The sequence below is a fragment of the Moritella sp. 5 genome (assembly GCF_018219455.1).
Taxonomy (GTDB): domain Bacteria; phylum Pseudomonadota; class Gammaproteobacteria; order Enterobacterales; family Moritellaceae; genus Moritella.
Map to the genome: position 1 here is coordinate 3,017,397 of NZ_CP056122.1, position 26,383 is coordinate 3,043,779.

The window sequence follows — 26,383 nt, forward strand, 5'->3', positions numbered from 1 at the left end:
CAACCAAACGTTAAAGTGTGCCTCTCAATTTGACTTACTGAATGATTACAGCATCCAGTAATACAATCTTACAAGCTAATAAAGATACCCGCTAATGCTGCACTCATTAAGTTAGCGAGTGTTGCTGCTAGTACCGCTTTAAAACCTAAGTTTGCAACATCTGAACGACGCTCTGGCGCCATCACACCGATAGAACCGATTTGAATTGCGATAGAACCAATGTTAGCAAAACCACACAATGCAAACGTAATAATAACTTGGCTGTGCTCAGAAATAGTCTCTTTAACGGCAGCGAAGTCCATGAAAGCAACAAATTCATTTAGAATCACTTTTTGACCAATGAATGAACCTGCTACAAGCATTTCATGCTCAGGCACACCAATCATAAATGCGAGTGGAGCGAAGATATAACCCAACACACTTTGTAACGTTAGGTTTTCAATATTGACCCAGTTACCTACCGTTTCTAAACCAGCATTGACCATTGCAATCACACTCACAAATGCAATTAACATAGTACCGATTGCCACAGCAACCTTCATACCATTCATCGCACCCGCTGCTAATGCATCAATCGCATTACTGTGTTCGCTTTTTGCCATTACAACATCAGCGTCTTCCGTTACAGTTTCTTGCTCTGGTACTAATAACTTAGCCATCAACAAACTGCCCGGTGCCGCCATGAAACTTGCTGCGATCAGGTATTTAAGTTCAACACCTAAACCTGCATAACCACCAAGTACACTACCCGCAACCGATGCCATACCACCCGTCATTACAGCGAATAATTCTGAACGTGTCATTTTTGGTAAAAACGGTTTTACCAGTAATGGAGACTCACCTTGAGAAAGGAAAATGTTACCCGTGGCAGCTAATGATTCAACACGGCTTGTACCAAGAAACTTCTGGATACCACCGCCAATCACTTTAATTACCCACTGCATTACACCAATGTAATAAAGTAATGAAATAAGCGCACTAATAAAAATAACTAAAGGCAATACGCGGATCGCAAAGATAAAACCTTCCGTCGCTAAATCACCGAATAGGAATTGGATACCGACATCAGCAAAACCAAGAACACTCGCCACACCACTGCTCATTGCACCAAGCATTGACTGGCCAATAGAAGAGTAAAGTACAAGTGCAGCAAAACCAGCTTGTAGGAATAATGCTCCACCAACGGTACGCCATTTGATCGCTTTGCGATTTTCAGAAAGTGCACAAGCACATAAAATAAGTACTACTATACCGACTAAGCTAATTAACAACTGCATAATTTCATTCTGCTCATAAAAATAGATGTATAAAAAATGAAGGTGTTATACCGATTGTAATAAAATTTAGATGGCAGTAAACGCAGGAAAAATTAACACCCAGTGGGATTAACTTAGACCTGATTAATGATCAGTATTTTATTGCAATGGGTATTACGTGCATTGATATATGAGGTGAGGAAAAACAGTATTTTCTAAAATAGAATCTAGTCAGTCCGCCCAATAACAACATACGAGTCACCTTGATCGCAAGCTACAGTCACGCTGGTCCAAATTCCTTGGGTCGCTCATATTTCCTTGATGACGGCTTGTAACTAAGGTGGCTAAACTCGATGGTTCTGGCCGGAACGGAATTATATAGAGATCTAAGTCACATTAACAACCTTATTTAACATTAATTACAAAACACAAATTAATGTTTAAAATTCGAACTAAACACGCAAATATTAAACTTTGCATAGTGATTAACGAACAATGAAACAGATACTAGTTAAAAAAATCAACGCTTGAAGAATCACATAGTAAAAGATGTTTACTTGCCATTAGCGATCAATAAGCTTATAAAGCTCTGGTAAATCGTATCATTCGACTTCCCAGAGTGTTTTCTGTCCTATTCAATAAAATTGAGATTTAAACATGTTTGCTAGTAAGAATTTTTTTAACAAGACATTAATAGCCGCTTCTATTATTTTTGCAACGTCAGTGACAGCTGCAGAAAAAGTAGATCTCATGATCACTGACGCCACAGTATTAACGATGAACAGTGATAAAACCATTTATGAAAATGGAACCGTGGTTATTAAAGGGAATAAAATTATTGCCGTTGGTAATGCAGAGCTTGCACAACAATACAAAGCAAACAAGGTCATGAATGTGGATGGCGACATCGTTATGCCAGGCTTAATTAATACTCATACTCACGTATCAATGACCGTATTCCGTTCATTAGCAGATGATGTTCCAGGACGATTACACCGCTACATCTTCCCACTAGAGAAGAAACTAGTAAGCCGTGACATGGTGCGTATTGGCGCTAACCTTGGTAACCTAGAAATGGTTAAAGGTGGCGTAACAACGTATAGCGATATGTATTACTTTGAAGACGAGGTAGCAAAGACTGTTGATAAAATTGGTATGCGTGCAATCCTAGGTGAAACAGTGATTAAATTCCCTGTTGCCGATGCACAAAATGCACAAGAAGGCATTCAATACGCACTTAACTTTATTGAAGAATATAAAGATCATCCACGTATTACCCCTGCATTTGCCCCCCATGCACCTTATACAAATACCACAGAAGTTTTGCAACAAATCACTCAGTTAGCAAAAGAGCATAACGTACCTGTATTAATTCATTTAGCTGAATCAGAACGTGAAAACGAAAGTATTGCTAAACGTTCTGACGGTAAATCGCCTGTTGAATACATGGATAGTATTGGTTCATTAGACGAACGTTTAGTGGCTGCTCACATGATCAATGTAAGCGAATCTGATATCGAACTAGTGAAAAAAGCCGATACGGGTGTTGCACATAACATGAGTGCAAACATCAAATCAGCGAAAGGTGTATCACCCGCGCTTAAAATGTATGACGAAAACGTGCGTATTGGTTTAGGTACTGATGGTCCAATGTCGGGTAATACATTAAGTACAATCGATGAATTTAACCAAGTGGCTAAAGTTCACAAACTAGTGAATCACGATCGCGGTGCAATGCCCCCTATTAAAGTTATCGACATGGCGACGATGGGCGCAGCAAGAGCATTGCATATGGAAGATAAAATTGGTTCTTTAGAGGTTGGAAAACTAGCTGATGTTATCGTAATTGATACAAAAGCGCCAAACATGGTACCTATGTACAATCCATACTCTGTACTTGTGTACTCAGCAAACTCTGCGAATGTACGCCACTCTATCATTGCAGGTAAGGTGATCATGCAAGATCGTGACATGCTAACGGTTAACGAAAAAGAAATCGTTACTGAAGCAATAGAATTCACTAAAAAAGTACGTCAAACAGTGATAGAGAACGGTGAAAAAGTAATATAAGCAGATTACTTTAACTTAGCATAGATAGTTTCCACCTAAAACATAAAGCCAAGATATTACATCTTGGCTTTTATGCTTAATAATTAAATCAAACAACGTTGAAACGCCTAAACATCAAGATATTCAAATTGGCAACCCCACTCGTTAACTACCATACTCAAATTAATGAAAGACAAGATTAATTACGAGAACCTTAATGACCGTAAGTGGACATAATCCTTCACTTAACCATCGAAATAGGGACACAGATGGCCAACTCCTACACATCACTCAACTTTGCCCTTGGCGAAACCATCGAACTGCTGCGTGAAAGCGTGACAGCGTTCGCAAATGACGAAATAGCCCCACGCGCAGCACAAATAGATCAAGATAATCTGTTTCCAGCGGATATGTGGCAAAAGTTTGGTGACATGGGATTATTGGGTATCACCATCAGTGAAGAATATGGTGGTGTTGATATGAACTACCTTGCTCATGTCATCGCGATGCAGGAAATAAGCCGCGCATCTGCATCGGTAGGATTAAGCTATGGCGCACATTCTAATCTTTGTGTTAATCAGATATTTAGGCATGGCAATGCCAAGCAAAAACAGAAGTACCTGCCCAAACTCATTAGCGGAGAACACGTAGGTGCATTAGCCATGACCGAACCCAATGCGGGTTCTGATGTTGTTTCAATGAAATTAAGTGCGGTATTGGAAGGTGACAACTACATACTAAACGGCAATAAAATGTGGATCACCAACGGACCCGAAGCCAGTACTTATATCGTTTACGCAAAAACAGCACCCGAATTTAACAGCCATGGTATTACTGCTTTTATTGTTGAACGCAGTTTTGATGGGTTTAGCCAAGCGCAAAAGCTGGACAAATTAGGCATGCGTGGTTCCAATACCTGTGAGCTTGTGTTTCAACATTGCCGTGTACCCAAAGACAATATCCTGGGCGAACTCAATAAAGGCGTACACGTATTAATGAGTGGCCTTGATTACGAACGCCTTGTGCTAACTGGCGGACCACTCGGGATCATGGATGCTTGTATGGATCTCGTCGTCCCTTATATCCACCAGCGTAAACAGTTCGGTAAAGCCATTGGTGAATTCCAACTTGTGCAAGCCAAAATTGCTGACATGTATAGCCAAATGAACGCGGCCAAATGCTATACCTATACAGTTGCACGCGCTTGTGACAACGGCGAAGCCAGCCGTAAAGACTGTGCAGGTGTGATCTTATATTGCGCCGAATTGGCCACAAAAATGGCACTCGATACAATTCAATTGTTAGGCGGAAATGGTTACAGCAACGAATACCCTGCAGGCCGTTTACTTCGTGATGCTAAGCTCTATGAAATTGGCGCCGGTACATCAGAAATGCGTCGTATATTGATTGGCCGGGAACTGTTTAATGAGTCAGGAGTCTAGAAAACATGGCTAGAATAGGCACAACACTCAATATCAAACACCCTATTTTTGTCGCGAAACAACAAGCCATGCTAGATCTTGTAAAACAACTAGAAATTAACCTAGAACAAATCAAACAAGGCGGTGGTGAAATAGCACAACAGCGCCATTTAGCCCGAGGTAAAATGCTTGCCCGAGAGCGTATTGATGCTTTATTAGATCCAGGTTCTCCCTTATTAGAACTAGGTCAATTTGCCGCTTGGCAGTATTATCACGAAGCGGTTCCAGCTGCGGGTGTGGTGGCCGGTATTGGGCGCGTTAATGGTATCGAATGTATGGTCATTGCCAACGATGCCACCGTCAAAGGCGGCACTTATTATCCATTAACCGTTAAAAAGCACCTGCGCGCCCAAGAAATAGCTGAACGTTGCTGCCTACCTTGTATCTATTTAGTCGACTCTGGTGGTGCATTTTTACCCCAGCAAGATGACGTTTTCCCCGACCGCGACCACTTTGGCCGTATCTTCTTTAACCAAGCGAATATGTCCGCCAAAGGCATTCCACAAATCGCCTCTGTCATGGGGTTATGTACCGCAGGTGGCGCTTACGTTCCCGCAATGGCAGATGAATCTATCATTGTAAAACAGCAAGGTACCATTTTCCTCGCAGGCCCTCCATTAGTCAAAGCAGCAACTGGCGAAGAAGTCACTGCTGAAGAATTAGGTGGTGCCGATGTGCATTGTAAAACATCGGGGGTTGCCGACCATTATGCCCAAGACGATGCCCACGCATTACAGCTGGTACGCCAAGCTATCGCCAATATCAACCATGTAAAACGCCCTGATTTAACCATTTACCCCAGTGCCCCACCGCTATACGATAGCCATGAACTGTACGGTATTGTTGGCACCGATTTAAAAAAACAATTCGATGTTAAAGAAGTCATAGCCCGTATTGTTGATAACTCCGAACTCGATGAATTTAAAGCATGCTACGGCACAACACTGGTGTGTGGTTTTTCCCGTATTCAGGGTTACCCTGTCGGTATCATCGCCAACAACGGCATCTTATTTTCTGAATCTGCCCAAAAAGGCGCGCATTTTATTCAACTTTGCTGCAAACGCAAGGTCCCATTAGTATTCCTGCAAAATATCACTGGGTTTATGGTCGGAAAAAAGTACGAAGCAGAAGGCATAGCAAAGCACGGTGCAAAAATGGTTGCCGCAGTAGCTTGCGCACAAGTGCCTAAGTTTACCGTCATTATTGGCGGTAGTTATGGTGCCGGTAATTATGGTATGTGTGGCCGTGCTTACGACCCCACCTTGTTATGGATATGGCCGAATGCCAGAATTTCAGTGATGGGCGGAGAGCAAGCTGCAAGCGTACTCAGTCAAATAAAAAAAGACGGGTTAGCACGTAATAATAAAATCATGACAGATGACGAAGAAACTAAATTTAAAGCCCCTATTATTGAACAATATGAAACCCAGGGTGACCCTTATTATGCCAGCGCACGACTGTGGGATGACGGCATTATCGACCCTTTACAAACGAGGCAAGTACTCGGATTAGCGATATCAGCCGCACTTAATGCACCGATTAAAGATACCCAGTTTGGTATTTTTAGAATGTAGTTTTGTCTATCTCAATTTATATGTCCAAACTACTTCAAGGTGCACAATCACAAATCAAATATCACTATCACTATCACTATCACTATCACTATCACAGCTAGGATCATTGAATGACAAAGAATTCAGACCAACTCAATATCATCAATGCAGAGCACTTACATACGGCGATTGATCATCAGGGTGTTGCAACTATCACCCTCACTCGTACCAAGGTACGCAACGCATTTAGTGCCGACACAATCAATCACCTGCTTACCACCTTAGCTGTGTTAAAACATGATCCTGCTGTGAAAATATTGATATTACGCGCCCAAGGCGAACACTTTTCTGCTGGGGCGGATATAAAGTGGATGAAAGATATTGCCAAACTCGGCTATCAAGACAATCTATCCGATGCGGTACAATTAGCAAAGTTAATGGATAAGCTGAATCAATTCCCTAAACCAACCATAGCGCTAGTACAAGGCGCTTGCTTTGGAGGCGCAATCGGACTTGTCGCCTGTTGTGACATAGCCCTCGCGACAACCACCGCCAAATTTTGCTTAAGTGAAGTAAAAATTGGTCTTATCCCAGCGGTAATCAGCCCTTACGTTGTTACCGCGATTGGACCTCGGCAAGCACGGCGATATTGTTTAACAGGTGAAGTGTTTAGCGCAGAGCAAGGGCTAGAGTATGGTCTAATCCATCAAATAGATGATGATTTAGACACACTGTCCACGCCCTTTATCAACGCTTTACTCAATAACAGTCCCGCAGCAATGCAAGCAGCTAAAGCACTCATTAATGACATTACCAACCATGTTATCAATGACACATTAATTGCCGACACAAGTCAGCGTATTGCCGCAATTCGGGTATCAAACGAAGCTCAGGAAGGACTCGATGCATTTATGAATAAGCGTAAGCCCGACTGGAGCAAGGAATAACGTCTATGTCGCATCATGCGTTCGCGAATAAGCCCAAGCCATTTACCAAGATCCTCATCGCTAATCGCGGTGAAATAGCCTGCCGAATCATAAAAACAGCGCAGCGACTTGGTATTCAGTGTGTCGCCATTTATTCCGCTGCTGACACAAATGCACGTCACGTTAGCATGGCTGATGAAGCATTTTATGTAGGGCCTGCACCAGCAACAGAATCTTACCTTAATTGCGCGCGAATTTTAGAAATAGCAGCAGAGTCCGATGTTCAAGCCATTCACCCTGGTTATGGTTTCTTATCCGAAAACGCAGACTTTGCCCAAGCATGTACGCTACAAGGGTTAATCTTCATTGGGCCAAGTGTAGATGCGATAACAGCAATGGGCAGTAAAGGCGCTGCGAAGACCATCATGGCAACAGCGCATGTTCCTCTGGTCCCGGGTTACCATGGTCATTGCCAAGACGAACTAACGTTAAAAAATAACTCACAACAGATCGGCTATCCACAGTTACTTAAAGCCGTATATGGCGGTGGTGGTAAAGGAATGCGTATCATCAATCACGCCAGTGAATTTACTTATGCTCTCGCCGCAACTAAACGAGAGTCAATGGCCAGTTTTGGCAATGACGACATGCTAATAGAGCGCTATTTAACTAAGACTCGCCATGTCGAAATCCAGATTTTCAGTGACCATCATGGTAACTGCATTTACCTATCTCAACGTGATTGCTCAATTCAACGCCGTCATCAAAAAATATTAGAAGAAGCCCCTGCCCCCGCATTACCACTCACCACTCAAATTGCCATGGGGAAAGCTGCCGTTGCCGCCGCAAAAGCCATTAATTATCATGGGGCGGGTACGGTGGAATTCTTATATGATGAACAAGAGCAGTTCTATTTCATGGAGATGAATACCCGTTTACAAGTTGAACATCCCATTACCGAAATGATAACAGGACTGGATTTAGTCGAATGGCAACTGCATATTGCCAACGGTGCACCATTACCCATAAACCAAAATCAAGTACACATTAATGGCCATGCGATTGAAGTCCGTATTTACGCAGAAGATCCTGATAAGGATTTTATGCCCGCCAGTGGGAATATTGAATTTTTGAGTCAACCAGTAGCATCCAAGCACGTGCGTATTGATACTGGTGTTGTCCAAGGGGATGAGATTAGCCCATATTATGATCCCATGATCGCCAAATTAATTGTCTGGGATCATAACCGTGACCTTGCCCTGCAGCGACTACAAGCCGCATTGGCTGATTATAAGATTGCCGGCATTAAAACCAACATCGGTTTTTTAACTCAGTTAATACAGGTACCGGCGCTGCAAGCAGCAAGTCTCAATACTGACTTTATTACCACCCATGCAGAGGCCTTAAAACCTAAAGCAGTTAGTCTTAATTATGTCTTAATCTTGGCGGGACTCGCATTACAGTTAAATCTAGAATCACAACACGTTACGACTGATACTATAACCAGTAATACCGTAATGCATAATATAAACAATGATATACATTCCCCTTGGTCTCAAACAACGAGTTGGCGTTTAAATCAACCCGCAATCAAAAAATTTACACTGACAACGACCAATAACGACAACCATCATTACACACTCACACTGATAAAGTTAGCGCAGGATTTTCAAGTAACAGTTAATAGCTGTAAACAACATATTCAAAACGAAAGCCAGAAAAAAAATCAAGTGTGTTCAGATAGCCTTGTGAGTGGTCAGCTTAATCGCAATGAACTCACCGCGTGTATCGATGGCCATAAAATTAAAGCAACGATTGTTATATCGCCATTACACATCACTGTTTTTTATGCGGGTAGTAACACTGTGCTATTACGCCAATCTCTAATGCAATCCACAGTGCAAAACAAGGCCTTACGATCTAGTATTGAAGATGAACTCGAAACAAAGATAACCGCACCAATGAATGGCGTTATTGTCAGTGTACTTTGCCAACCCGACCAAATCGTCGAGGCGGGTGAACCTTTAGTCGTGATGGAAGCGATGAAGATGGAGTGCAATATCAATGCACCCGTAGCTGGCACAGTAACAACCGTGTTTTATCAAGATGGCGACATGGTCAAAGATGGTGCTCAATTAATACAATTAACTCCATCCCTGACACTTGATAACAAGGAACAAGCGTAATGACGTCGCGACTCTCTGATAACCAGAACCAGCGCTCTAACCAAGCGTATCTACTGCCCGAAACAGTTAAAATTGTCGAAGTAGGCCCCCGGGACGGGCTACAAAATGAAATAGAAATAAGCCTAAATGATAAGATCTCGCTGGTGAATATTCTTAGCCATACCGGTTTGAGCATGATCGAATCAGGTAGCTTCGTCTCTCCCAAATGGGTGCCCCAGATGGCAAATAGTGGCGAGCTATTTAAACGTATAAAGCGCACTAATGGTGTTACTTATTCTGCGTTAACGCCCAATTTAATTGGTTTAAATGCTGCTATAGCTGCGAATGTCGATGAAGTGGCAATATTTGGTTCTGCGTCTGAAAGCTTTAGCCGCAAAAATATTAACTGCTCTATTAACGAATCGCTGCGTCAATTTGAGCCAGTTGTAACACAAGCGCTAGCGACAGGCTTACCCGTACGTGGTTACATATCTTGCACACTAGGCTGCCCCTATGAAGGCTACATCAGCGTTAACAAAGTCGCAAAAGTAGCTCAACAGTTACACGACATGGGCTGTTATCAAATTAGCCTTGGGGATACTGTTGGTGTTGGCACACCCGAAGCGGTAAAAACCATGATCAACGCCGTCGCTCAGCACGTTCCCATCACTAAATTAGCTGTACATTTCCATGATACTTATGGCCAAGCGTTAGCCAATATTTATGCCGCATTACAATTAGGCATTCGTGTTATCGACAGTGCAGTAGCAGGTTTAGGTGGTTGCCCTTATGCCCGTGGCGCGTCAGGTAATGTCGCCACCGAAGATGTGGTTTATATGCTTAATGGCTTAGGGATTGAATCTGGTGTTAATCTCAATGAATTAATTACTGCGGGTAACTTTATTTGCCAACGTTTAAATCGTCCCAATGGCTCTAAAGTCGCCTTAGCCTACCCAACCGCACAAGCGCGATTTCAATCATTAATATGAGGTTGTAATGACAGTAGAGACCGCAGTACCAATCTGGACACCGAGCCAAGCGCGCATTGATGGTAGTAACATTAACCATTATTTGCGATTTTTGCGTGATGAATACAGCCTTACTTTTGCACACTATCAGCAATTACATCAGTGGAGCATTAATAATACGGCTATATTTTGGCGCTCATTAGTTACTTTTTTTAAATTCAAAGGTGACTTTAACCTTAATCGTATCTTTGTTTACGATGACTGCTTTTACCGCTGCCAATGGTTTCCAGATTCAACATTAAACTTTGCAGAGAACCTGCTATTCCCCAATAATATTTCAGCCTATAAAAACGAGAAATATAACGAAGACAAGTTAGCCATAATCAGCCACGGTGAAGATGGTCGACGCACCCAACTTAGCTATAAACAGCTACGAAATGAAGTCACTCGTATTGCCGCCGCGATGCGTGAGCTAGGGATTGTAAAAGGCGATCGTGTTGCTGGTTTATTACCCAACAGCAGCGAAGCGATTATTGCAATGTTAGCCACAACCAGTATTGGCGCAATCTGGTCATCTTGCTCGCCTGATTTTGGTTTCCAAGGCGTAATGGACCGATTTAATCAAATCCAGCCAAAATTATTATTCGCATGTAACGGCTATTGTTATGCCGGAAAGCAAATTAATATCATGGATAAAGTGTCAGCCATTGCCAACGCCTTACCCGAATTAAATGAACTCGTCATTGTATCTTATTTAAAAACAACACCGACACCAACACAAAACGCGTATTCAAAAAAACTTGATGCACCTATCCGTGATAAGTCCTCACAATGTGACTGGCGGTATTTTAGTGCCGTAATTCCACGCTCTTTAACATTCGAGTCGGTTAATTTTTCAGACCCGCTGTATATTTTATACTCTTCAGGCACGACAGGCATGCCAAAATGTATTGTACACAGTGTTGGCGGCACATTGCTGCAGCATGTAAAAGAACTCGCCTTACATACCGATGTTAAGGTAGATGACCGCATTTTTTATTACACAACATGTGGCTGGATGATGTGGAATTGGTTGGTGAGCAGTTTATCTCAGGGCGCAACCTTGGTGTTATTTGACGGCTCACCATTTTATCCACATCAGCAGGTACTTTTTGAACTGGCTGATACAGAAAAAGTATCCATTTTTGGTGCCAGCGCCAAGTATTATTCAGCCTGTGATAAAGCCTTATTACATCCAGCGCAAGACTATAACCTCAGTCATTTAAAAACCTTGCTATCAACTGGATCCCCCTTGTCACACGAAAGCTTTGATTATATTTATCAATATATTAAACAAGATATTTGTGTTTCAAGTATCAGTGGTGGCACCGATATAATTTCTTGCTTCACACTGGGCATGCCAACCTTGCCTGTGTATCGCGGTGAACTGCAGTGCTTAGGGTTAGGTATGGACGTGACCTTTATGCATAATGAAGGGTCAAAACACAATACTGAAGGTAAAGGGGAACTAGTTTGTCGCCAGCCCTTCCCTTCGATGCCTACGGGTTTTTGGCAAGACCCTTATGGTCGTAAATATCATAACGCTTACTTTACCCACTTTGATAACATCTGGGCACAGGGTGATTATGGCGAATTGGTGAAACATCACATCGGTGCTTGGCATACCGAAAATGACATACCGCAAGATATACATATTAACCAAGTCGGTGTGATCATCCATGGTCGATCCGATGCGGTATTAAACCCCGGAGGGGTACGTATTGGCACCGCAGAAATATACCGACAGGTAGAAAAGCTTGCAGCGATACAAGAGTCAATTGCAATTGCACAGCAGTGGCATGATGACGTACGCGTGATCTTGTTTGTACGTTTATCAAAAAATGTCATATTAGATACACTATTAACTATGCAAATCAAAAATATAATTCGAACCAATACCAGTCCAAGACATGTCCCGGCTAAAATCATCGCGGTGGCTGATATACCCAAAACCATCAGTGGTAAGATTGTCGAACTGGCCGTGCGTAATGTAATACACGGTATTGCAGTAACGAATAAAGATGCCCTCGCTAACCCTGAGGCCTTAGCCTTATTTGCTGATTTACCTGAACTACAATGTGAGTAATGGTCATTGTATATCCCCTTTAATGCTACAACTTGTGCATCGTATATTAGCAATGTACGATGTGACTAATTATAAGGAACAGCGTTAAGGAAGCTAAGTTGTCTTCAATTATTATTAAACCATTTTTCCATAAAGATACTTGTACGATAAGTTACATTATTTATGATTTGAATAGCGCTAAGGCTGCAATCATTGATAGTGCTATCGATTATGAAAACAACGCTGGTAAGGTTGCTTTTTATTTTGCAGATGCTCAAATTGAGTTTGTACAACACCACAAACTAGAAGTTGAATGGATATTAGAAACGCACGCCCATGCAGATCACTTATCAGCCGCACATTATTTAAGATCCAAGCTTGGTGGTAAAATCGCTATTGGTAAGTACATTACGCAAGCACAGCGTATTTTTAAGGATATCTTTGCCTTGAGTGACAGTGAAATATCTGTATCGGGTGCCGAGTTTGATCTACTGCTTAGCCACAATGACAAGCTTTATATTGGTGACACTGTTATCAAGGTTATTGAAACACCTGGACACACAAAGGACAGCGTAACTTATCTCGTCGAAGACAATGCATTCATTGGAGATACGTTATTCATGCCAGATAGCGGCTCAGCACGTTGTGACTTCCCTGGCGGTGCTGCGACCGAATTATATCAGAGCATAATGCAACTCTACGCACTCCCAGACAATACCAAGCTATGGATGTGCCATGATTACCAACCAAACGGTAGAAAACTACAATACCAAACGACCGTTGCTGAAAGCAAAAAGTCGAATATACATATTCGTAATGATGTCAGCCATGACTGCTTTGTTGCAACAAGACAAACGCGTGATAAAACCTTAGCAGTGCCAAGGCTCTTGTACTCTGCATTGCAAGTCAATATTAAAGCAGGAGAACTGCCGCAAGCAAATAATCGCAATCAAGTGCTTTTAAAAGAGCCGATTCACGCACTAAAAATTGATTAACTATGAATGAAAAAATAAATAGGGTGCAAATTATGCACCCTGCTACTTCTAAGCATAAGTTCTCATCATTACTTCTAACTATGCGCTTATTACTAATCTAAATCCTAGTTTTGATATTTACTCACATCAATGCCCAATAATTTGGCAATGCCGTGACCATAATCGGGATCGGCTTTAAAGCAATGTCTTAAATGTCTGATTTGAATTTCCTCTGGTACACCACCTAAGTTACGCGCCGTATTATCAAACAAAATAGCTTGTTTTTCTGGCGTCATAAGTCGGAACAAATCACCTGGTTGACTAAAGTAATCATCATCTTCGCGATGGTCCCAGTGCGCAGCGGCACCATCTAAGCTTAACGGAGGCTCAGAGAAGTCAGGTTGTTCAGCCCATTCACCTTGATCGTTTGGCTCATAACCTAGCGTACCGCCATAGTTACCATCAACACGCATAGCGCCATCTCGGTGATAACTGTGTACAGGGCAGCGCGGCGCATTAACCGGAATACTGTGGTGATTAACCCCTAAACGGTAACGTTGTGCATCGCCATACGAGAACAGACGACCTTGTAACATTTTATCTGGTGAAAAACTGATACCCGGTACTACGCTTGCTGGATTAAAAGCGGATTGCTCCACTTCAGCAAAGAAGTTTTCAGGATTACGGTTTAGCTCGAACTCACCCACTTCAATCAGTGGATAGTCGCTATGTGGCCAGATTTTAGTAAGATCAAACGGGTTATAAGGCACTTTAGATGCGTCGTCTTCTGGCATGATTTGCACTTGCAGCGTCCACTTAGGGAAGTCGCTATTATCAATGCTTTCTAACAAATCTCGGTGATGACTTTCTCGGTCTTTACCGATCAATACTTCTGATTCTGCATCCGATAAGTTTTTAATACCCTGCTGTGATTTGAAATGGAATTTGACCCAGAAACGTTCATTATCACTGTTGATAAAGCTAAACGTGTGACTACCAAATCCGTGCATATGTCGATACGTTGCCGGAATACCACGATCACTCATTACTATTGTGATTTGATGCAACGCTTCAGGTAATGATGTCCAGAAATCCCAGTTGTTTTTTGCACTGCGCATATTCGTTCTAGGATCGCGCTTTACTGCATGATTTAGATCGGGAAATTTAAGCGGATCACGCAAGAAAAACACCGGTGTATTGTTACCGACGAGATCCCAGTTGCCTTCTTCTGTATAGAACTTCATTGCAAAACCACGAATATCACGCTCGGCATCTGCGGCTCCACGCTCACCTGCAACTGTAGTAAACCGTGTAAACATCTCTGTTTTTTTACCAATTGCCGAGAAAATTTTCGCTTTGGTAAATCGAGTAATATCATGCGTAACGGTAAACGTACCATAAGCACCAGAGCCTTTGGCATGCATACGACGTTCAGGGATCACCTCTCGATCAAAGTGTGCGAGTTTTTCCAGAAACCACACATCCTGTAGCAGTTGAGGCCCTCTTTTACCCGCGGTTTGGACATTCTGATTATGCGCAACAGGGCAACCTGCTGCAGTCGTTAATTTCTTGCTCATCACTAATTCCTTCTATATGTTATTTATTATTTTTACTTACATTGCTTGTAACGCTTTAATTAAACACTATTTTCGATGTGTTCCAGCCCGGCTTGCTTACCCATCAAGTAGCCTTTATTTAGAGTCTTTTTATTCATTGTTAACCGTTTAACGGCAAACTGTTCAGGTGGCGCAATGACTCGAATGTTCAAGTCACTCGGTGGATTTTTTATAAACTCGAGAGATTCGTTATAATTGCTCGCTCTTACCATCATTGATTTTGCGATATTAGGGTGCTGAGAGAATAATGTTTTAACCAACCATGGATACTTAATAGTTTGTTTTTTATAACTAAGCGGATGTGAAAGTACCACGGTAATATCACGCGCACCCAACCGATATGCTTTGCGTACAGGGATAGAATCGGCAACGCCTCCATCAGTATAGCAGCCGCCTGAAAAGCAAGGCGTTTCACGATAAGCAATCGGTAACGCCGTCGTTGCTTCAAGTACATTAGATAATGTGTCTGGCTTAATGCGATGGTAATCAGCATGACCGGTATCAATATTCGTTACTGCGGCATACATCGGAATATTAGTAAATAACTTATCCCGATCAATCGGATAGCGCTCGTTCGATACTTCCCATAACCATTTAACATCAATAAGGTTACCGCCTTTCGCAAATCGAATAGGATTAAAAAAGGCTTTATCAGTGGCCATTGTGGTGATGATATTGAAACTACGCTGTGGAGCATTACCAAGATAGCCCACCAAGTTAGACGCACCAGCAGAGACCCCAATAGCAAAATCATAGGGTAAATAGTGCTTATCCATAAAAGCGTCTAATACACCACTAGCAAAAATACCGCGCATACCGCCACCTTCTACAATTAATGCTCTTTTTTGCATTGGTTCACTCCTGCTTAAATCAATGTATTAAGAATAGAATCATTTTAAGATAAACAAAAAGCGATTAAATCTAACATTTCGATAGGTCAAAGCTATTAACCTTAATTTTATTAAATTCGCCTTAATTTGGTGCAGCAGATATGAAGCATTGCTGTATGATGGTGAAACAGAATATACCTATTTATAAATACTTTTGTAAATCAAATATTTAACTTTTGGCTCGATTTTTGATATAAATAAGACATACAGACCCGTAACTACTTGAATAAAAAATTAGGGAATGATTTAAATGCAAGATACATTAACGGTAGTCCTCGCTGGTGGAATGGGGGCACGCCTTGCTCCGCTCTCCGATAACAGAGCAAAACCCGCTGTGCCTTTCGGTGGTAAATATCGAATCATCGACTTTACCTTAACCAATTGCCTTCACTCTGGTCTAAGACGAATTCTGGTATTGACCCAATATAAGTCCCATTCATTACAGAAACATTTACGTGATGGCTGGTCTATCTTCAACCCAGAGTTAGGTGAATACATTACCGTCGTCCCGCCACAAATGCGTAAAGGCGACAAATGGTATAGCGGCACAGCCGACGCAATTTATCAAAACTTATGGTTGTTATCACGTAGCGAAGCTAAGTATGTTGTGGTTCTCTCTGGTGATCATATCTACAGAATGGATTATGCACCCATGCTGCAACGCCATCAGGAAATAGGCGCAGATTTAAGCATCGCTTGTATGGAAGTACCCGTTGCTGAAGCGACAAATTTTGGTGTAATGGCGATCGACGAAAAACGAAAAATTATCGAATTTTCAGAAAAACCCGAGCATCCAGCGTCACTACCCGATGACCCTGAAAAGAGTTTGGCGTCAATGGGCATCTATATTTTCACCACTGATGCGTTAATTGATGCGTTAGAAAAAGACGCAGATAACCCCAATTCTAACCACGATTTTGGTAAAGATATTATTCCAAGGTTAATTGATAAAGAAAAAGTCTACGCACACCAATTTGGCGGTTCGACTGGACGTGTGAGCGAGGATGCTTATTGGCGTGATGTGGGCACCATCGATTCGTTATATCAAGCCAATATGGACTTGCTACAACCCGTTTCACCCATCAATTTGTACCAACGCGACTGGGGTATTAGAACCTACGAACCACAATTACCACCAGCAAGAACGACGGCATCGGAAACCGGCAATGAAGGGATATTTATCAATTCGCTTATTTCTAACGGTGTGCTTATCACTGGTGGTTCAGTACAAAATTCGGTTTTATCATCAAATGTACAAATCAACGACGGGGCGACTGTTTCAGCAAGTATCTTGTTTGATGATGTTGAAGTCGGCGAATACAGCCAGCTGCAGAATTGCATTATCGACAAACATGTAAAAATCCCACCAAGAACCAAAATAGGGGTGAATAAAGCAGAAGACGCCGCGCGATTCACCATTTCAGAACGCGGTATTGTTGTCGTACCTGAATCTTATAAATTCGAGTGATCGTATTACATAAGTAACAAGTGTTATTCTTATTGACCACAATACTTGTTCATATTTAACCACCATTATTGTCCATCAAAATCTTAGCTATCGTTTATAAAAATGATAGCTAATCTTTCACTTTCAACACCGCGATTAACTCAGGCAATACTTCGAACAAGTCTGCTACTAAGCAATAGTCTGCCACATCAAAGATCGGGGCGTCTGGATCGTTATTGATGGCGACAATGACCTTGCTGCCTGTGATACCCGCTACATGTTGGATCGCACCAGATATACCCACGGCAATATACAGTTCGGGGGCAACGATTTTACCTGTTTGCCCGATCTGTAAATCATTCGCCACAAACCCGGCATCTACCGCTGCACGACTAGCGCCTACCGCCGCATTAAGCTGATCTGCGAGTGTGTAAAGCAACTCAAAATTATCAGCATTTTGCATCCCTCGCCCACCCGAAATAACAATCTTGGCCGTGGTTAATTCTGGTCGGGATGATTGCGTTAGTTCCGCTTTAATAAACGCTGATTTTCCACTATCCGCTTGCGCAGCTAATGCAACAACCGGTACTTGACTCTCTATTGCTAACAGCTCAGTCGTTAATGACGCAGCTGTAAACGCACTACTACGCACAGTTAAAACCTTGATGGCATCGCTCGATTGTACCGTCGCAATGGCTTTACCCGCATAAATAGGTCGTTTAAAGGTATCTGCTGATTCAACACTGATAATATCGGAGATCTGCGCAACATCTAACAAGGCAGCCACTCTGGGCTGATAATCTTTACCTGTGGTTCCGGCAGACGTAATGATGTGACTATATTCTACCTTATCAAACACTCGGTTTTCGTCGTTGCAGTGACCTTGCTCTTGTACTAACGAAAAAATTAACGGTGCGATATTCTCAGCTAAGGGATATTGATGAATCTGATGATCGGATACCAATATTTTACTCAAACCCGTTATCCCCTGTGCCATAGCAACCACAGACTGACATTCATCGCCGATAATAAGCAAGTGCAATTCCGTATCACGGATATGCTTTGCTATCTCAGATGCAGCAGTCAATACACTGAACGTCGCGGCTTGCAGTGTATGGTTGTCATGATCTGCTACTATCAATATTGCCATTTAAATCCCCTTCGATTACAGTTGCAATTTATCCACCAGTTCAGCGACATCAGCCACTTTAACCCCAGCTTGACGTACTGGGGGCGATTCTACTTTAAGCGTGGTTAGCCGTGGGGATAAACTAACCCCCAAAGAGACAGGGGACGTCATCGTGATGACTTTTCGTTTCGCTTTCATGATATTCGGTAACGAGGCATACCGGGGGATGTTTAAACGTAAATCAACAGTAATTACGGCAGGTAAGCTCAAGGCTAATGTGACTAAACCACCGTCAACTTCGCGGGTTACTTTGACTGTATTCGGGACGCTAAAAACGATATTAGAAGCAAAGGTGCCTTGTGGCATATTCGTGAGTGCCGCTAACATTTGCCCTGTTTGATTATTGTCGGTATCAATCGCTTGCTTACCCAGTAGTACTACATCTGGCAGTTCTTCTTGCACAATTTTGTGTAGTATTTTAGCCACATCAAGGGATTGTACTTCTTCATCGGTCCTAATCAGAATTGCGCGATCTGCACCGAAGGCTAATCCAGCCCGTAACTGTACATCCGCCTCTTTAGGGCCAATACAAACCAAGACAACTTCGTCAACCGAGCCCTGCTCTTTAAAGCGTACAGCTTGTTCAATAGCGATTTCACAGAATGGATTTATCGCCATTTTTACATTCGCGGTTTCAATACCCGTTTCATCCGCTTTCACCCTGACGTTGACCTTATGATCGACAACTCGCTTCACCGCGACCAATATCTTCATAGCTTCCCCACAACGTACTTATGTTTATTGAATCACCTATTTGTGTTTAATAAATCAAACAATTATGCATTAAGAATAGTGGTGTTATGGGGTATGGCAAATTAGGAGTGATTATAATTAAACACTTAAGATTTAAAGCGTAGCAAGGGTTTAAATCATCGCTTATAATCTGTAAAGTACAGAGCATATTATAACGAGTGACTTAGCTCCCTGTGAGCGGCAGAAATAAGAGTATTTAGAATGAATAACGAACATGATGTCATTGACAATTTAGCAGAACTTGAAAGCTTCCTACTAAGCATTGAAAACGGTGGTTTCGGTCTACAAGGCGTTGCAGGTATAGGCATGGCAACAAACACCAAAGACGGTCGTCACTTTGTCGCTGTATTTGATGATAACCAAAGTCTACTTTTAGCACGCTATGTGACCGATGACGTTTATGAAAACGGCAAAGAAATGGTACGTAATGGTGTGCAAACGAAACACTAAGATCTTGCCATTCAAAGCATAGCTATTTACCGCACAGATCGTAGCAGGGTTTGAACTGATAGTTTAAACCCCGTTATTCTTCCTCTCATATATGTATCAAACAGCGAAGCCAACAGTGTCTCGTCTTTGTTAGCGCTTGTTTACCTCTGGGTGGATATTGCTAAAACGCCACCAGCGCCAAAAAAATAGTACCAAAAACTTTTCCTAGAGTACTACCTAATACATATTGCTTAGTACCTACTTTTAATTTTTGACTCAAAAGAGAATACGAAAGCAAGCACAAAAACGAGCACATCAGAAGATGTGACGACCAATATTAAGCATTGCGGTAATAGCGGTTCTAAATAAAATTGAGGTAAAAAAGTTACTTTGAACTTGCTGCGAAAGTAACAACAAGTTCAACACTTGAATTAAGTGGTAACTGCGATACAGCTATCGCACTTCTAGCATGTTTTCCTTTCTCACCTAATATTTTTATAAGTAAATTAGAGGCTGTATTTATAATTTCAGCTTGCTGGTAAAAACCATCCACGCTCGCGATATAAGCATCCATTCTTAAAATACCATCAAGCGTAGCAAAATCATCCGTGCCATTTTTTAGTTGCGACAATACATTTAATGCCGCAATTTCAATTGCTATTTTTGCGTCGGTTAGCGATAACTCAGCCCCTACTTTTCCTGTATAAATTAACTTATTATCCCTAATTGGAAACTGGCCTGAAATAGCCCCTATCCCATTACGTATAATGTAGGGTTCGTAAGAGCCGATTGGTTTAGGCGCATCAGGAAGCGGAAAATTCACCATCAAAATTTAAATACCGTTAAACCTAGCGCTTTACCATCGGCTAAGTATTGGTGTGCTTCGGTTGCCTGTTCTGGCGTAAATACGGTGTCTATTTGGGGTTTTATATTACCGTTTTTGACTTGTTCAAGCCCCCATTCGAGATCGCTTACATTGCCCATCAGCGTGCCTCTTATTTGTTTTTGTGGGAAAAACAGACTTCTGACAGGGATCGTTGATTCTAATCCAAGAACATTACCCATTAAAACAACAATACCTAAAGGTTTAACCCATTCAACTGATTGTCTAAGGCTATCTCCACCTAATTGATCAATGACAACATCTAAACCAGCGCTGTTAGTCCATTCATTAATTAACTCAATAGTATTATCAGGATTACCGCTAATCACTAAATCGGCACCAATGGATTTTAGGAATTCAACTTTATCATCGGTGCGTGTAGTCGTCGCAACTTTTGCACCCAGTGTTTTAGCAACTTGGATCATCATTGAACCAGTACTTGATGCGCCAGCATGTACAAGTACATATTGACCCGCTTTAACTTCCCCTACTTCTTTTACTGCCCTAACCCCAGTCACTAATGGCATAGGTAACCCTGCTAATAATTCTGCTGGTAGTCCCGTGGTTTCTTTTAATAGCCAATTTTCAGGCACAACCATGTATTGCGCATAAGCACCGTGCTCAATTAATCCACGAATAGCGTACGACTTTGATGTCCCTAATACTTCAGCACCATGATCGTTCGGATCTACAGGGTAACCAGGCATAGGTATAACGCGCTCTCCAAGGGTAAATTGAGTCACTTGACTGCCAAGTTCAACAACATGACCGACGGCATCTGAGCCCAAAATAAAAGGAAAGTTTATATTTGGGTTTACACCGCCTTCGCGAATATAGTGATCTAGGCGATTAATACCAGCTGCTTCAACTTTGATTAATACTTCATTGTTTTTAGGGCGAGGCATAGCAATAGTAGCAACAGATAAAACTTCAGGTGTACCAAATGCTGACATCACGATCGCTTTCATTGTTTTAGACATAATTTTTCTCCAAAAAAGAACATTAGTTAATAATGACATCGCAGCCATTACCAAAGTCATAAACTAATTATCCGTTGCTAGTCGGTAATAAACAAACTAGACTTTATCACCAATACACGAAGGAAATCTTTGGATGAAAACAGTAACTAATTTAAATTCACTGAGAGCAATCGAAGCCACAGCAAGGCTTGGCAGCTATGCAAGTGCAGCAAAAGAAATTGGCGTCACCCCGGAAGCGATTGGGCAATTAGTTCGTAGCTATGAAGCCTATTTAGGTTATAAATTATTTCGAAGAAAAGTATCAGGAGTAAAAAGGCTGACGATTAACCAAGATTTTTCTGACATTATCTTAGATGTTCGTGATGCCTTCGAAATGCTTTCCCAAAGTGCACAATCACTTAAAAATATTACAGAAAAAGGAACGTTAACAGTATCTGTTCCTCCTTCTTTTGCAAGCCATGTGTTGATACCTAACATGTACTTATTTAGAGAAATGTACCCAGATATAAACCTAAAACTGGATATTTCAGATGATATTATTGATATATTTAATAATCAGTCTGAAATCGCTGTGCGATATGCTAAATCAGGATGGAAAAATGAAAGTGACATTTTATTTAGTAACGAAAAGGTATTTCCGGTCTGTACTCCTGAATATTTTAAGAATCATCCCTATTTATCTCATCCTACGGGTTTAATAAATACAACCTTAATTCATGATCTTACGATTGCAGGCTCGGACTTTCCTAATTGGCAACAATGGATTGAAACATTCAATATCGATTATAAAGAGATCCCATCTATATCATTTAATACTTCAACATCAGCCATAGATGCAGTGTTATTAAATCATGGCGTGGCGCTTGGTCGTGAAGAAATGGTAAAAAAACAGATTGCAGCTGGAACCTTGATTAATCTCTATCCTGAACTGTACTTGAACACAGGCCGATCATATTTTGTTGTTCATGCAAACAACCCCACCCCAAAACTAGTCGCTTTTATCAAATGGTTGAAATCTATTTATGAACTTGAATGTGATGGATAAAAAGGAAGTATTACTTTAAGTATTGATGCAAGATCCCAATCTCATTTAGTTCAACCTTTACGATTGCGCCATTGATTAACGTTAAGTTTGGTGGAACATGACCGATATCCAGATCTATCATAACTGGAACCCCTATATCCATCAGGTATTTTTCCAAGACCTCATAATAGCTAAGGCTCTGATCACTTTTTGGTTCAGCAGCTGCACTTCGACCGAGTAGTAACCCGCTGATACATGAGAATACGCCCCGGAACTTCATGCTTAAAATGGTTCTGGCTAGCTCAGTAGGTGGCATTTCAGCATTTTCTAGATATAAGACGACGCCCTCAGAGTAACGCTGAGATAGTCCTTTTAGATCTAAATACTCAGTTTCAAATAGATGAGATAGCGTATCCCAACACCCGCCTATTAACCTTCCCTCTATTGATGAACCAGATTCAGGTTTTACCAACCACTTCCAGTTAGTTGGTGTATCAGGCATTATTCCAGAGGTTGGCTCAGTGACAATATCTGGCCAGCTACTCGCATATAATTTCGATTCGGTTTGCGAAAAACCCCCTCCAACAGAAGTACTTAAATGCGTCAGTGTATTAGCTGTTAATGGATCATTAGCTTCGCTGGATAAATCCATCAAATTTGAGCAGTGTGCAGTTGCCCACTCCAGTTTACTCGCGAACACGGCAGCTACCGTACTCACGTCGGAAAATCCTAAGATCCACTTTGGCTTTACGGTTTGAAGTTTGGCAAAATCTATAAGCGGCAGGAGTTCAATCGCCAACTGTCCGCCCCAAGGAGGATAGATAGCGTCAATCTCGTCATCCATAAGAAATGACATAAGCTCATCCGCACGTTGCTGTGCTGGTGCGCTTGCGTGTTTATTTTGCCCGTATAGGCACTTTCCAACAACGACATTGAAGCCTCTAGATTCAAGGTTATCTCGCACGACTCTAAACCTAGCGTCATGTTTTTTTTCAATTCCTGATGAAAACGCAGTAATAGCGATAGTGCTACCTTGTTGCAGTGGTTTGGGATATTTCATTAGCATTCTCCGTAAATCTAGCCTGTAACAACAATAAGCATTAACAGTCTAGAATACAATAAAATACAATGCTTTATCACAAAATATTCGAATGGTGATACCGATTGTTATGGTCGTGGTAGTTTCTTTAGAATCGATGGTACAATAACTTTGTGCACAGGTCCTACAAAGAACATGTACACCTTACCCAACGTATTTTTCACGTGAACCACAGTATTTAGATATACAGTTGCAGTTTTACCGTTCGGCTCAATGTAAAACGATATTTTGACATTTAGGTGCTTGTCACTATCTTCGAGAATAATCTCGTTATGCTCATTAGCAGATAGAATAAATATTCCGACCCTATCACCAATTTTATAATCTGAGCTTAATTTACTTGGCTCAATTTCGGCTAAGTGCCCTAGATCTTTAAGACCAAACTTAGATACAACTTTGTTACGCAGTGACATTAACATATTAATCCAAACAGGTGTTTCCTGTACAAGCGATAGATATATATCTAGTGCAGACTGATTTTCATAACCTGTAAGTGATGAAAAACCATCAGCAAAAGAAGCATCATGCACATACTGATACATACTTGATTTAGTAGGGATTCCATTCATGTTAATTTCCTCTGTAAGGTATAATGTCACACTAACTGGTAAGGTTTATGGCGTAATACTTTGTATATACTTTAATCCAGCCATGAAAATGATTTTTCTAAAAAATCTCCCCCATTAACATCTACAATATCACCATGAGCCATTACAATTATTTCTGGATTCCATGATTTAATTTTGATTAAATGTTCCCTTAATCGTCTTTTGTTAAAACTGATTCGCCAATCCAATGGGGTTTTCCCATTAGGAGCGATAATCCCTGCAATGCTAGCCAATATACACTGCCACCAATTAAAATTCGACTTTGGAAAGTTCTCTATAAAGTCAGTTAGAATCAACACTTTTGAAGATTTATGAAAAAAAACAGCTTCTTGCATTAGCTTTGAACCTAAAACCAACTCTTGCGTTATTTCTGGTTTCCAAGGCCAATCATGTTCATCATTTAAAGAAAAATGAAATGCAATATCTTGTCGCTTTTTTATAACTTCGGATGTGCCAAACAAGCTAGACTTCGGAAATGCGTTATGCCAGTCAGCGATAAACAAATGATGAAGATGATTTGGAGCAACAATATACTTAACAGAACCAATAGATTGAATTTTTTGCTGTAATTCGGTTGTTAATTTAATTGGACTGTGAATCCATAAGTCACCGCTAAATAGCCTGACAACGGTCATTCTTGTCGTAAACGGACATGCTAAAAATGAAACCGGTTCGCCATCGAAAATCCAAATGTTATCTGCTATTTTTTGCATTAGCCCCTCTTTTAACCTCACATTTTGATAGTAAGACGTCTCAACTTTATCCATCCTTCAGGATCTTACCACCTTGCGGATTAGATTCAGCGAGGTCGAAGTAACTTTACCTCTCCCCCGTTAACGCTTCATTAAATACCTTGGTTATTTAATCTGTGCAATATAGCCAGCTAAGCGCTCTTTATTCATCATAATTTTTGATGATATCTGAGCTGCTGCAGTATTAGTTTGTTCGATATTAACAGCTGAACCGACCTGAATAACCCCAACCATCCCAAGAGCCAAATGAGGAGTACAATTGTAAATATAGACACCTTCATTTTTAAAATTAACGGTTTCTGTTTTACCCATTGCCGTATTAAATTTTGCAGCTCCAGTTGGAATTGAATAAGAACTCGCATTATGGCTCGCATCCGAAGGCACAAATTTAACGCTGTCGCCTGAAGCGATTTTAAGATAGCCAGGTTCCATGACCATCATGCCATTAGCTGATGACGTTAGCAATTTCACCGTATGCTCAGCGGCTTGCAATGCGGTACTACATGCCATTAATGCTACTACAGCAAGAATTTTTCGGTTAATCATATTAAATAAACTCCAGTAATTAAATGTGATGAAAGATTGAAAATCTAGATATAAAAACGCTTAAACATTGTAAATGTGAATACGACCAATATATTACGAATGATAATCATTATCAACCACGACCAAGTAAAATAACGTTGTACTTTTACCTTAATCCATTAATAATTTAGACATAAGAATGCTAATATATGTGTGCAACTTTAGACTTCCGGAACTATTTTATAACGTCTCTAAACAAGAACATTTGATGACGAATATCAACATTCAATACTTTAAACACCCTTATGCCGAATTTGTACTTGGCTCGTATGAAGGCAAACTGTGTTTGTGTGATTTTCGTTATCGAAAAATGAGAACGTCAGTTGATAACCGTATTCAGCGGGGCCTTAATGCTACCTTTGTCGAACAAAATAACGGCGTTTTAGAGCAAACAAAAGCCCAACTACAAGAGTATTTTCTTGGTGAACGCAGTGTGTTTGATATTCCGCTGTTATTGGTCGGCACAGATTTTCAAAAATCGATATGGCATGCACTAGAAGGGATAAAGTACGGTGAAACGGCGACATATTTAGCAATTAACGCCGTAAACCCTCGCCCGATCAGGGCGGGGATACAAGGCGAAAGTGCGTAGCACTTTGTTATTTGCTCTTTTTTATTTTCTACTTTATGGTATTATGCTGTACGCATATAC

General features: G+C 41.2%; 23 protein-coding genes. 12 read left to right on the plus strand and 11 right to left on the minus strand.

Annotated features, from left to right (window positions below; translation table 11 throughout):
- Nucleotides 1–68 precede the first annotated feature (68 nt).
- Nucleotides 69–1,277, minus strand: coding sequence for a NupC/NupG family nucleoside CNT transporter (locus tag HWV01_RS13405; RefSeq protein ID WP_211672028.1), 1,209 nt, complete (start codon nt 1,275–1,277; stop codon nt 69–71).
- A gap of 636 nt (nt 1,278–1,913) precedes the next feature.
- On the opposite strand from HWV01_RS13405, the gene HWV01_RS13410 reads away from it, so the two are divergent.
- The 8 genes from HWV01_RS13410 to HWV01_RS13445 all read left to right on the plus strand — a co-directional run bounded on the left by HWV01_RS13410 (nt 1,914) and on the right by HWV01_RS13445 (nt 13,497).
- Nucleotides 1,914–3,326, plus strand: a complete 1,413-nt coding sequence (locus tag HWV01_RS13410) for an amidohydrolase (protein WP_211672029.1) — start codon at nt 1,914–1,916, stop codon at nt 3,324–3,326.
- A gap of 248 nt (nt 3,327–3,574) precedes the next feature.
- Entirely contained in the window at nt 3,575–4,747 is a 1,173-nt protein-coding gene (locus HWV01_RS13415) for an isovaleryl-CoA dehydrogenase (RefSeq protein WP_211672030.1), read from the plus strand.
- Between the two features lie 5 nt (nt 4,748–4,752).
- Nucleotides 4,753–6,360: a carboxyl transferase domain-containing protein gene (locus tag HWV01_RS13420; protein ID WP_211672031.1), complete on the plus strand. Its 1,608-nt coding sequence runs from the start codon at nt 4,753–4,755 to the stop codon at nt 6,358–6,360.
- Between the two features lie 110 nt (nt 6,361–6,470).
- Entirely contained in the window at nt 6,471–7,286 is an 816-nt protein-coding gene (locus HWV01_RS13425) for an enoyl-CoA hydratase-related protein (protein ID WP_211672032.1), read from the plus strand.
- Between the two features lie 5 nt (nt 7,287–7,291).
- Nucleotides 7,292–9,451: an acetyl/propionyl/methylcrotonyl-CoA carboxylase subunit alpha gene (locus HWV01_RS13430; RefSeq protein ID WP_211672033.1), complete on the plus strand. Its 2,160-nt coding sequence runs from the start codon at nt 7,292–7,294 to the stop codon at nt 9,449–9,451.
- Entirely contained in the window at nt 9,451–10,419 is a 969-nt protein-coding gene (locus HWV01_RS13435) for a hydroxymethylglutaryl-CoA lyase (RefSeq protein WP_211672034.1), read from the plus strand. The genes HWV01_RS13430 and HWV01_RS13435 overlap by 1 nt, the downstream gene beginning before the upstream one ends.
- Before the next feature lie 7 nt (nt 10,420–10,426).
- Nucleotides 10,427–12,523 carry an acetoacetate--CoA ligase gene (locus HWV01_RS13440; RefSeq protein WP_211672035.1) on the plus strand — a complete coding sequence of 699 codons (2,097 nt, stop codon included), beginning with the start codon at nt 10,427–10,429 and terminating at the stop codon, nt 12,521–12,523.
- A 98-nt stretch (nt 12,524–12,621) separates the two neighbouring features.
- The gene (locus tag HWV01_RS13445; RefSeq protein ID WP_211672036.1) at nt 12,622–13,497 is read left to right on the plus strand and encodes an MBL fold metallo-hydrolase; all 876 of its coding nucleotides are present in this window, start codon (nt 12,622–12,624) and stop codon (nt 13,495–13,497) included.
- A gap of 104 nt (nt 13,498–13,601) precedes the next feature.
- On the opposite strand, the gene HWV01_RS13450 is transcribed toward HWV01_RS13445, so the two are convergent.
- Both HWV01_RS13450 and HWV01_RS13455 read right to left on the minus strand, forming a co-directional pair.
- On the minus strand, nt 13,602–15,053 hold the full coding sequence (locus tag HWV01_RS13450; RefSeq protein ID WP_211672037.1) for a catalase: 1,452 nt from the start codon (nt 15,051–15,053) through the stop codon (nt 13,602–13,604).
- Between the two features lie 59 nt (nt 15,054–15,112).
- On the minus strand, nt 15,113–15,943 hold the full coding sequence (locus HWV01_RS13455; RefSeq protein WP_211672038.1) for a patatin family protein: 831 nt from the start codon (nt 15,941–15,943) through the stop codon (nt 15,113–15,115).
- Nucleotides 15,944–16,232: 289 nt separating this feature from the next.
- Here HWV01_RS13455 and glgC point away from each other — a divergent pair, with 289 nt between their 5' ends.
- Nucleotides 16,233–17,450 (plus strand): glucose-1-phosphate adenylyltransferase, encoded by a 1,218-nt coding sequence (glgC, locus tag HWV01_RS13460; protein ID WP_211672039.1) that lies wholly within the window; start codon nt 16,233–16,235, stop codon nt 17,448–17,450.
- Nucleotides 17,451–17,559: 109 nt separating this feature from the next.
- On the opposite strand, the gene HWV01_RS13465 is transcribed toward glgC, so the two are convergent.
- Nucleotides 17,560–18,579 (minus strand): electron transfer flavoprotein subunit alpha/FixB family protein, encoded by a 1,020-nt coding sequence (locus tag HWV01_RS13465; protein WP_211672040.1) that lies wholly within the window; start codon nt 18,577–18,579, stop codon nt 17,560–17,562.
- A 15-nt stretch (nt 18,580–18,594) separates the two neighbouring features.
- Nucleotides 18,595–19,332 (minus strand): electron transfer flavoprotein subunit beta/FixA family protein, encoded by a 738-nt coding sequence (locus tag HWV01_RS13470; protein ID WP_211672041.1) that lies wholly within the window; start codon nt 19,330–19,332, stop codon nt 18,595–18,597.
- A gap of 240 nt (nt 19,333–19,572) precedes the next feature.
- On the opposite strand from HWV01_RS13470, the gene HWV01_RS13475 reads away from it, so the two are divergent.
- Nucleotides 19,573–19,821, plus strand: a complete 249-nt coding sequence (locus HWV01_RS13475; protein ID WP_211672042.1) for a hypothetical protein — start codon at nt 19,573–19,575, stop codon at nt 19,819–19,821.
- A 364-nt stretch (nt 19,822–20,185) separates the two neighbouring features.
- Here the strand turns inward: HWV01_RS13475 and HWV01_RS13480 are convergent, their stop codons facing one another.
- A complete protein-coding gene (locus tag HWV01_RS13480) occupies nt 20,186–20,626 on the minus strand; it encodes a RidA family protein (protein ID WP_249185549.1) in 441 nt (146 codons plus the stop codon).
- Complete coding sequence (locus HWV01_RS13485) at nt 20,626–21,663, minus strand: zinc-binding dehydrogenase (RefSeq protein ID WP_211672044.1); 1,038 nt, start codon at nt 21,661–21,663, stop codon at nt 20,626–20,628. Before HWV01_RS13485 ends, HWV01_RS13480 begins: the two co-directional genes overlap by 1 nt.
- 133 nt (nt 21,664–21,796) lie before the next feature.
- Here HWV01_RS13485 and HWV01_RS13490 point away from each other — a divergent pair, with 133 nt between their 5' ends.
- On the plus strand, nt 21,797–22,708 hold the full coding sequence (locus tag HWV01_RS13490; RefSeq protein WP_211672045.1) for a LysR substrate-binding domain-containing protein: 912 nt from the start codon (nt 21,797–21,799) through the stop codon (nt 22,706–22,708).
- A 10-nt stretch (nt 22,709–22,718) separates the two neighbouring features.
- Here the strand turns inward: HWV01_RS13490 and HWV01_RS13495 are convergent, their stop codons facing one another.
- From HWV01_RS13495 to HWV01_RS13510, 4 genes are all read right to left on the minus strand, one after another.
- Nucleotides 22,719–23,747: a S66 peptidase family protein gene (locus tag HWV01_RS13495; RefSeq protein WP_211672046.1), complete on the minus strand. Its 1,029-nt coding sequence runs from the start codon at nt 23,745–23,747 to the stop codon at nt 22,719–22,721.
- A gap of 107 nt (nt 23,748–23,854) precedes the next feature.
- On the minus strand, nt 23,855–24,355 hold the full coding sequence (locus HWV01_RS13500; RefSeq protein ID WP_211672047.1) for a DUF2867 domain-containing protein: 501 nt from the start codon (nt 24,353–24,355) through the stop codon (nt 23,855–23,857).
- Nucleotides 24,356–24,426: 71 nt separating this feature from the next.
- Nucleotides 24,427–25,107, minus strand: a complete 681-nt coding sequence (locus HWV01_RS13505) for a DUF4336 domain-containing protein (protein ID WP_211672048.1) — start codon at nt 25,105–25,107, stop codon at nt 24,427–24,429.
- Between the two features lie 144 nt (nt 25,108–25,251).
- On the minus strand, nt 25,252–25,692 hold the full coding sequence (locus HWV01_RS13510) for a pseudoazurin (protein ID WP_211672049.1): 441 nt from the start codon (nt 25,690–25,692) through the stop codon (nt 25,252–25,254).
- Nucleotides 25,693–25,939: 247 nt separating this feature from the next.
- Between HWV01_RS13510 and HWV01_RS13515 the strand changes: the two genes are divergently transcribed.
- Nucleotides 25,940–26,323 carry a methylated-DNA--[protein]-cysteine S-methyltransferase gene (locus HWV01_RS13515; protein ID WP_249185310.1) on the plus strand — a complete coding sequence of 128 codons (384 nt, stop codon included), beginning with the start codon at nt 25,940–25,942 and terminating at the stop codon, nt 26,321–26,323.
- Nucleotides 26,324–26,383 lie beyond the last annotated feature (60 nt).

Coding starts and splice junctions, on each gene's coding strand:
- HWV01_RS13450 (WP_211672037.1), bottom strand. CDS start 15,053: ATGAGCAAGAAATTAACGACTGCAGCAGGTTGCCCTGTTGCGCATAAT.
- HWV01_RS13485 (WP_211672044.1), bottom strand. CDS start 21,663: ATGTCTAAAACAATGAAAGCGATCGTGATGTCAGCATTTGGTACACCT.
- HWV01_RS13435 (WP_211672034.1), top strand. CDS start 9,451: ATGACGTCGCGACTCTCTGATAACCAGAACCAGCGCTCTAACCAAGCG.
- HWV01_RS13510 (WP_211672049.1), bottom strand. CDS start 25,692: ATGATTAACCGAAAAATTCTTGCTGTAGTAGCATTAATGGCATGTAGT.
- HWV01_RS13500 (WP_211672047.1), bottom strand. CDS start 24,355: ATGAATGGAATCCCTACTAAATCAAGTATGTATCAGTATGTGCATGAT.
- HWV01_RS13430 (WP_211672033.1), top strand. CDS start 7,292: ATGTCGCATCATGCGTTCGCGAATAAGCCCAAGCCATTTACCAAGATC.
- HWV01_RS13440 (WP_211672035.1), top strand. CDS start 10,427: ATGACAGTAGAGACCGCAGTACCAATCTGGACACCGAGCCAAGCGCGC.
- HWV01_RS13515 (WP_249185310.1), top strand. CDS start 25,940: ATGACGAATATCAACATTCAATACTTTAAACACCCTTATGCCGAATTT.
- HWV01_RS13415 (WP_211672030.1), top strand. CDS start 3,575: ATGGCCAACTCCTACACATCACTCAACTTTGCCCTTGGCGAAACCATC.
- HWV01_RS13455 (WP_211672038.1), bottom strand. CDS start 15,943: ATGCAAAAAAGAGCATTAATTGTAGAAGGTGGCGGTATGCGCGGTATT.
- HWV01_RS13410 (WP_211672029.1), top strand. CDS start 1,914: ATGTTTGCTAGTAAGAATTTTTTTAACAAGACATTAATAGCCGCTTCT.
- HWV01_RS13480 (WP_249185549.1), bottom strand. CDS start 20,626: ATGGTGAATTTTCCGCTTCCTGATGCGCCTAAACCAATCGGCTCTTAC.
- HWV01_RS13475 (WP_211672042.1), top strand. CDS start 19,573: ATGAATAACGAACATGATGTCATTGACAATTTAGCAGAACTTGAAAGC.
- HWV01_RS13420 (WP_211672031.1), top strand. CDS start 4,753: ATGGCTAGAATAGGCACAACACTCAATATCAAACACCCTATTTTTGTC.
- HWV01_RS13465 (WP_211672040.1), bottom strand. CDS start 18,579: ATGGCAATATTGATAGTAGCAGATCATGACAACCATACACTGCAAGCC.
- HWV01_RS13495 (WP_211672046.1), bottom strand. CDS start 23,747: ATGAAATATCCCAAACCACTGCAACAAGGTAGCACTATCGCTATTACT.
- HWV01_RS13505 (WP_211672048.1), bottom strand. CDS start 25,107: ATGCAAAAAATAGCAGATAACATTTGGATTTTCGATGGCGAACCGGTT.
- HWV01_RS13470 (WP_211672041.1), bottom strand. CDS start 19,332: ATGAAGATATTGGTCGCGGTGAAGCGAGTTGTCGATCATAAGGTCAAC.
- HWV01_RS13405 (WP_211672028.1), bottom strand. CDS start 1,277: ATGCAGTTGTTAATTAGCTTAGTCGGTATAGTAGTACTTATTTTATGT.
- HWV01_RS13490 (WP_211672045.1), top strand. CDS start 21,797: ATGAAAACAGTAACTAATTTAAATTCACTGAGAGCAATCGAAGCCACA.
- HWV01_RS13425 (WP_211672032.1), top strand. CDS start 6,471: ATGACAAAGAATTCAGACCAACTCAATATCATCAATGCAGAGCACTTA.
- glgC (WP_211672039.1), top strand. CDS start 16,233: ATGCAAGATACATTAACGGTAGTCCTCGCTGGTGGAATGGGGGCACGC.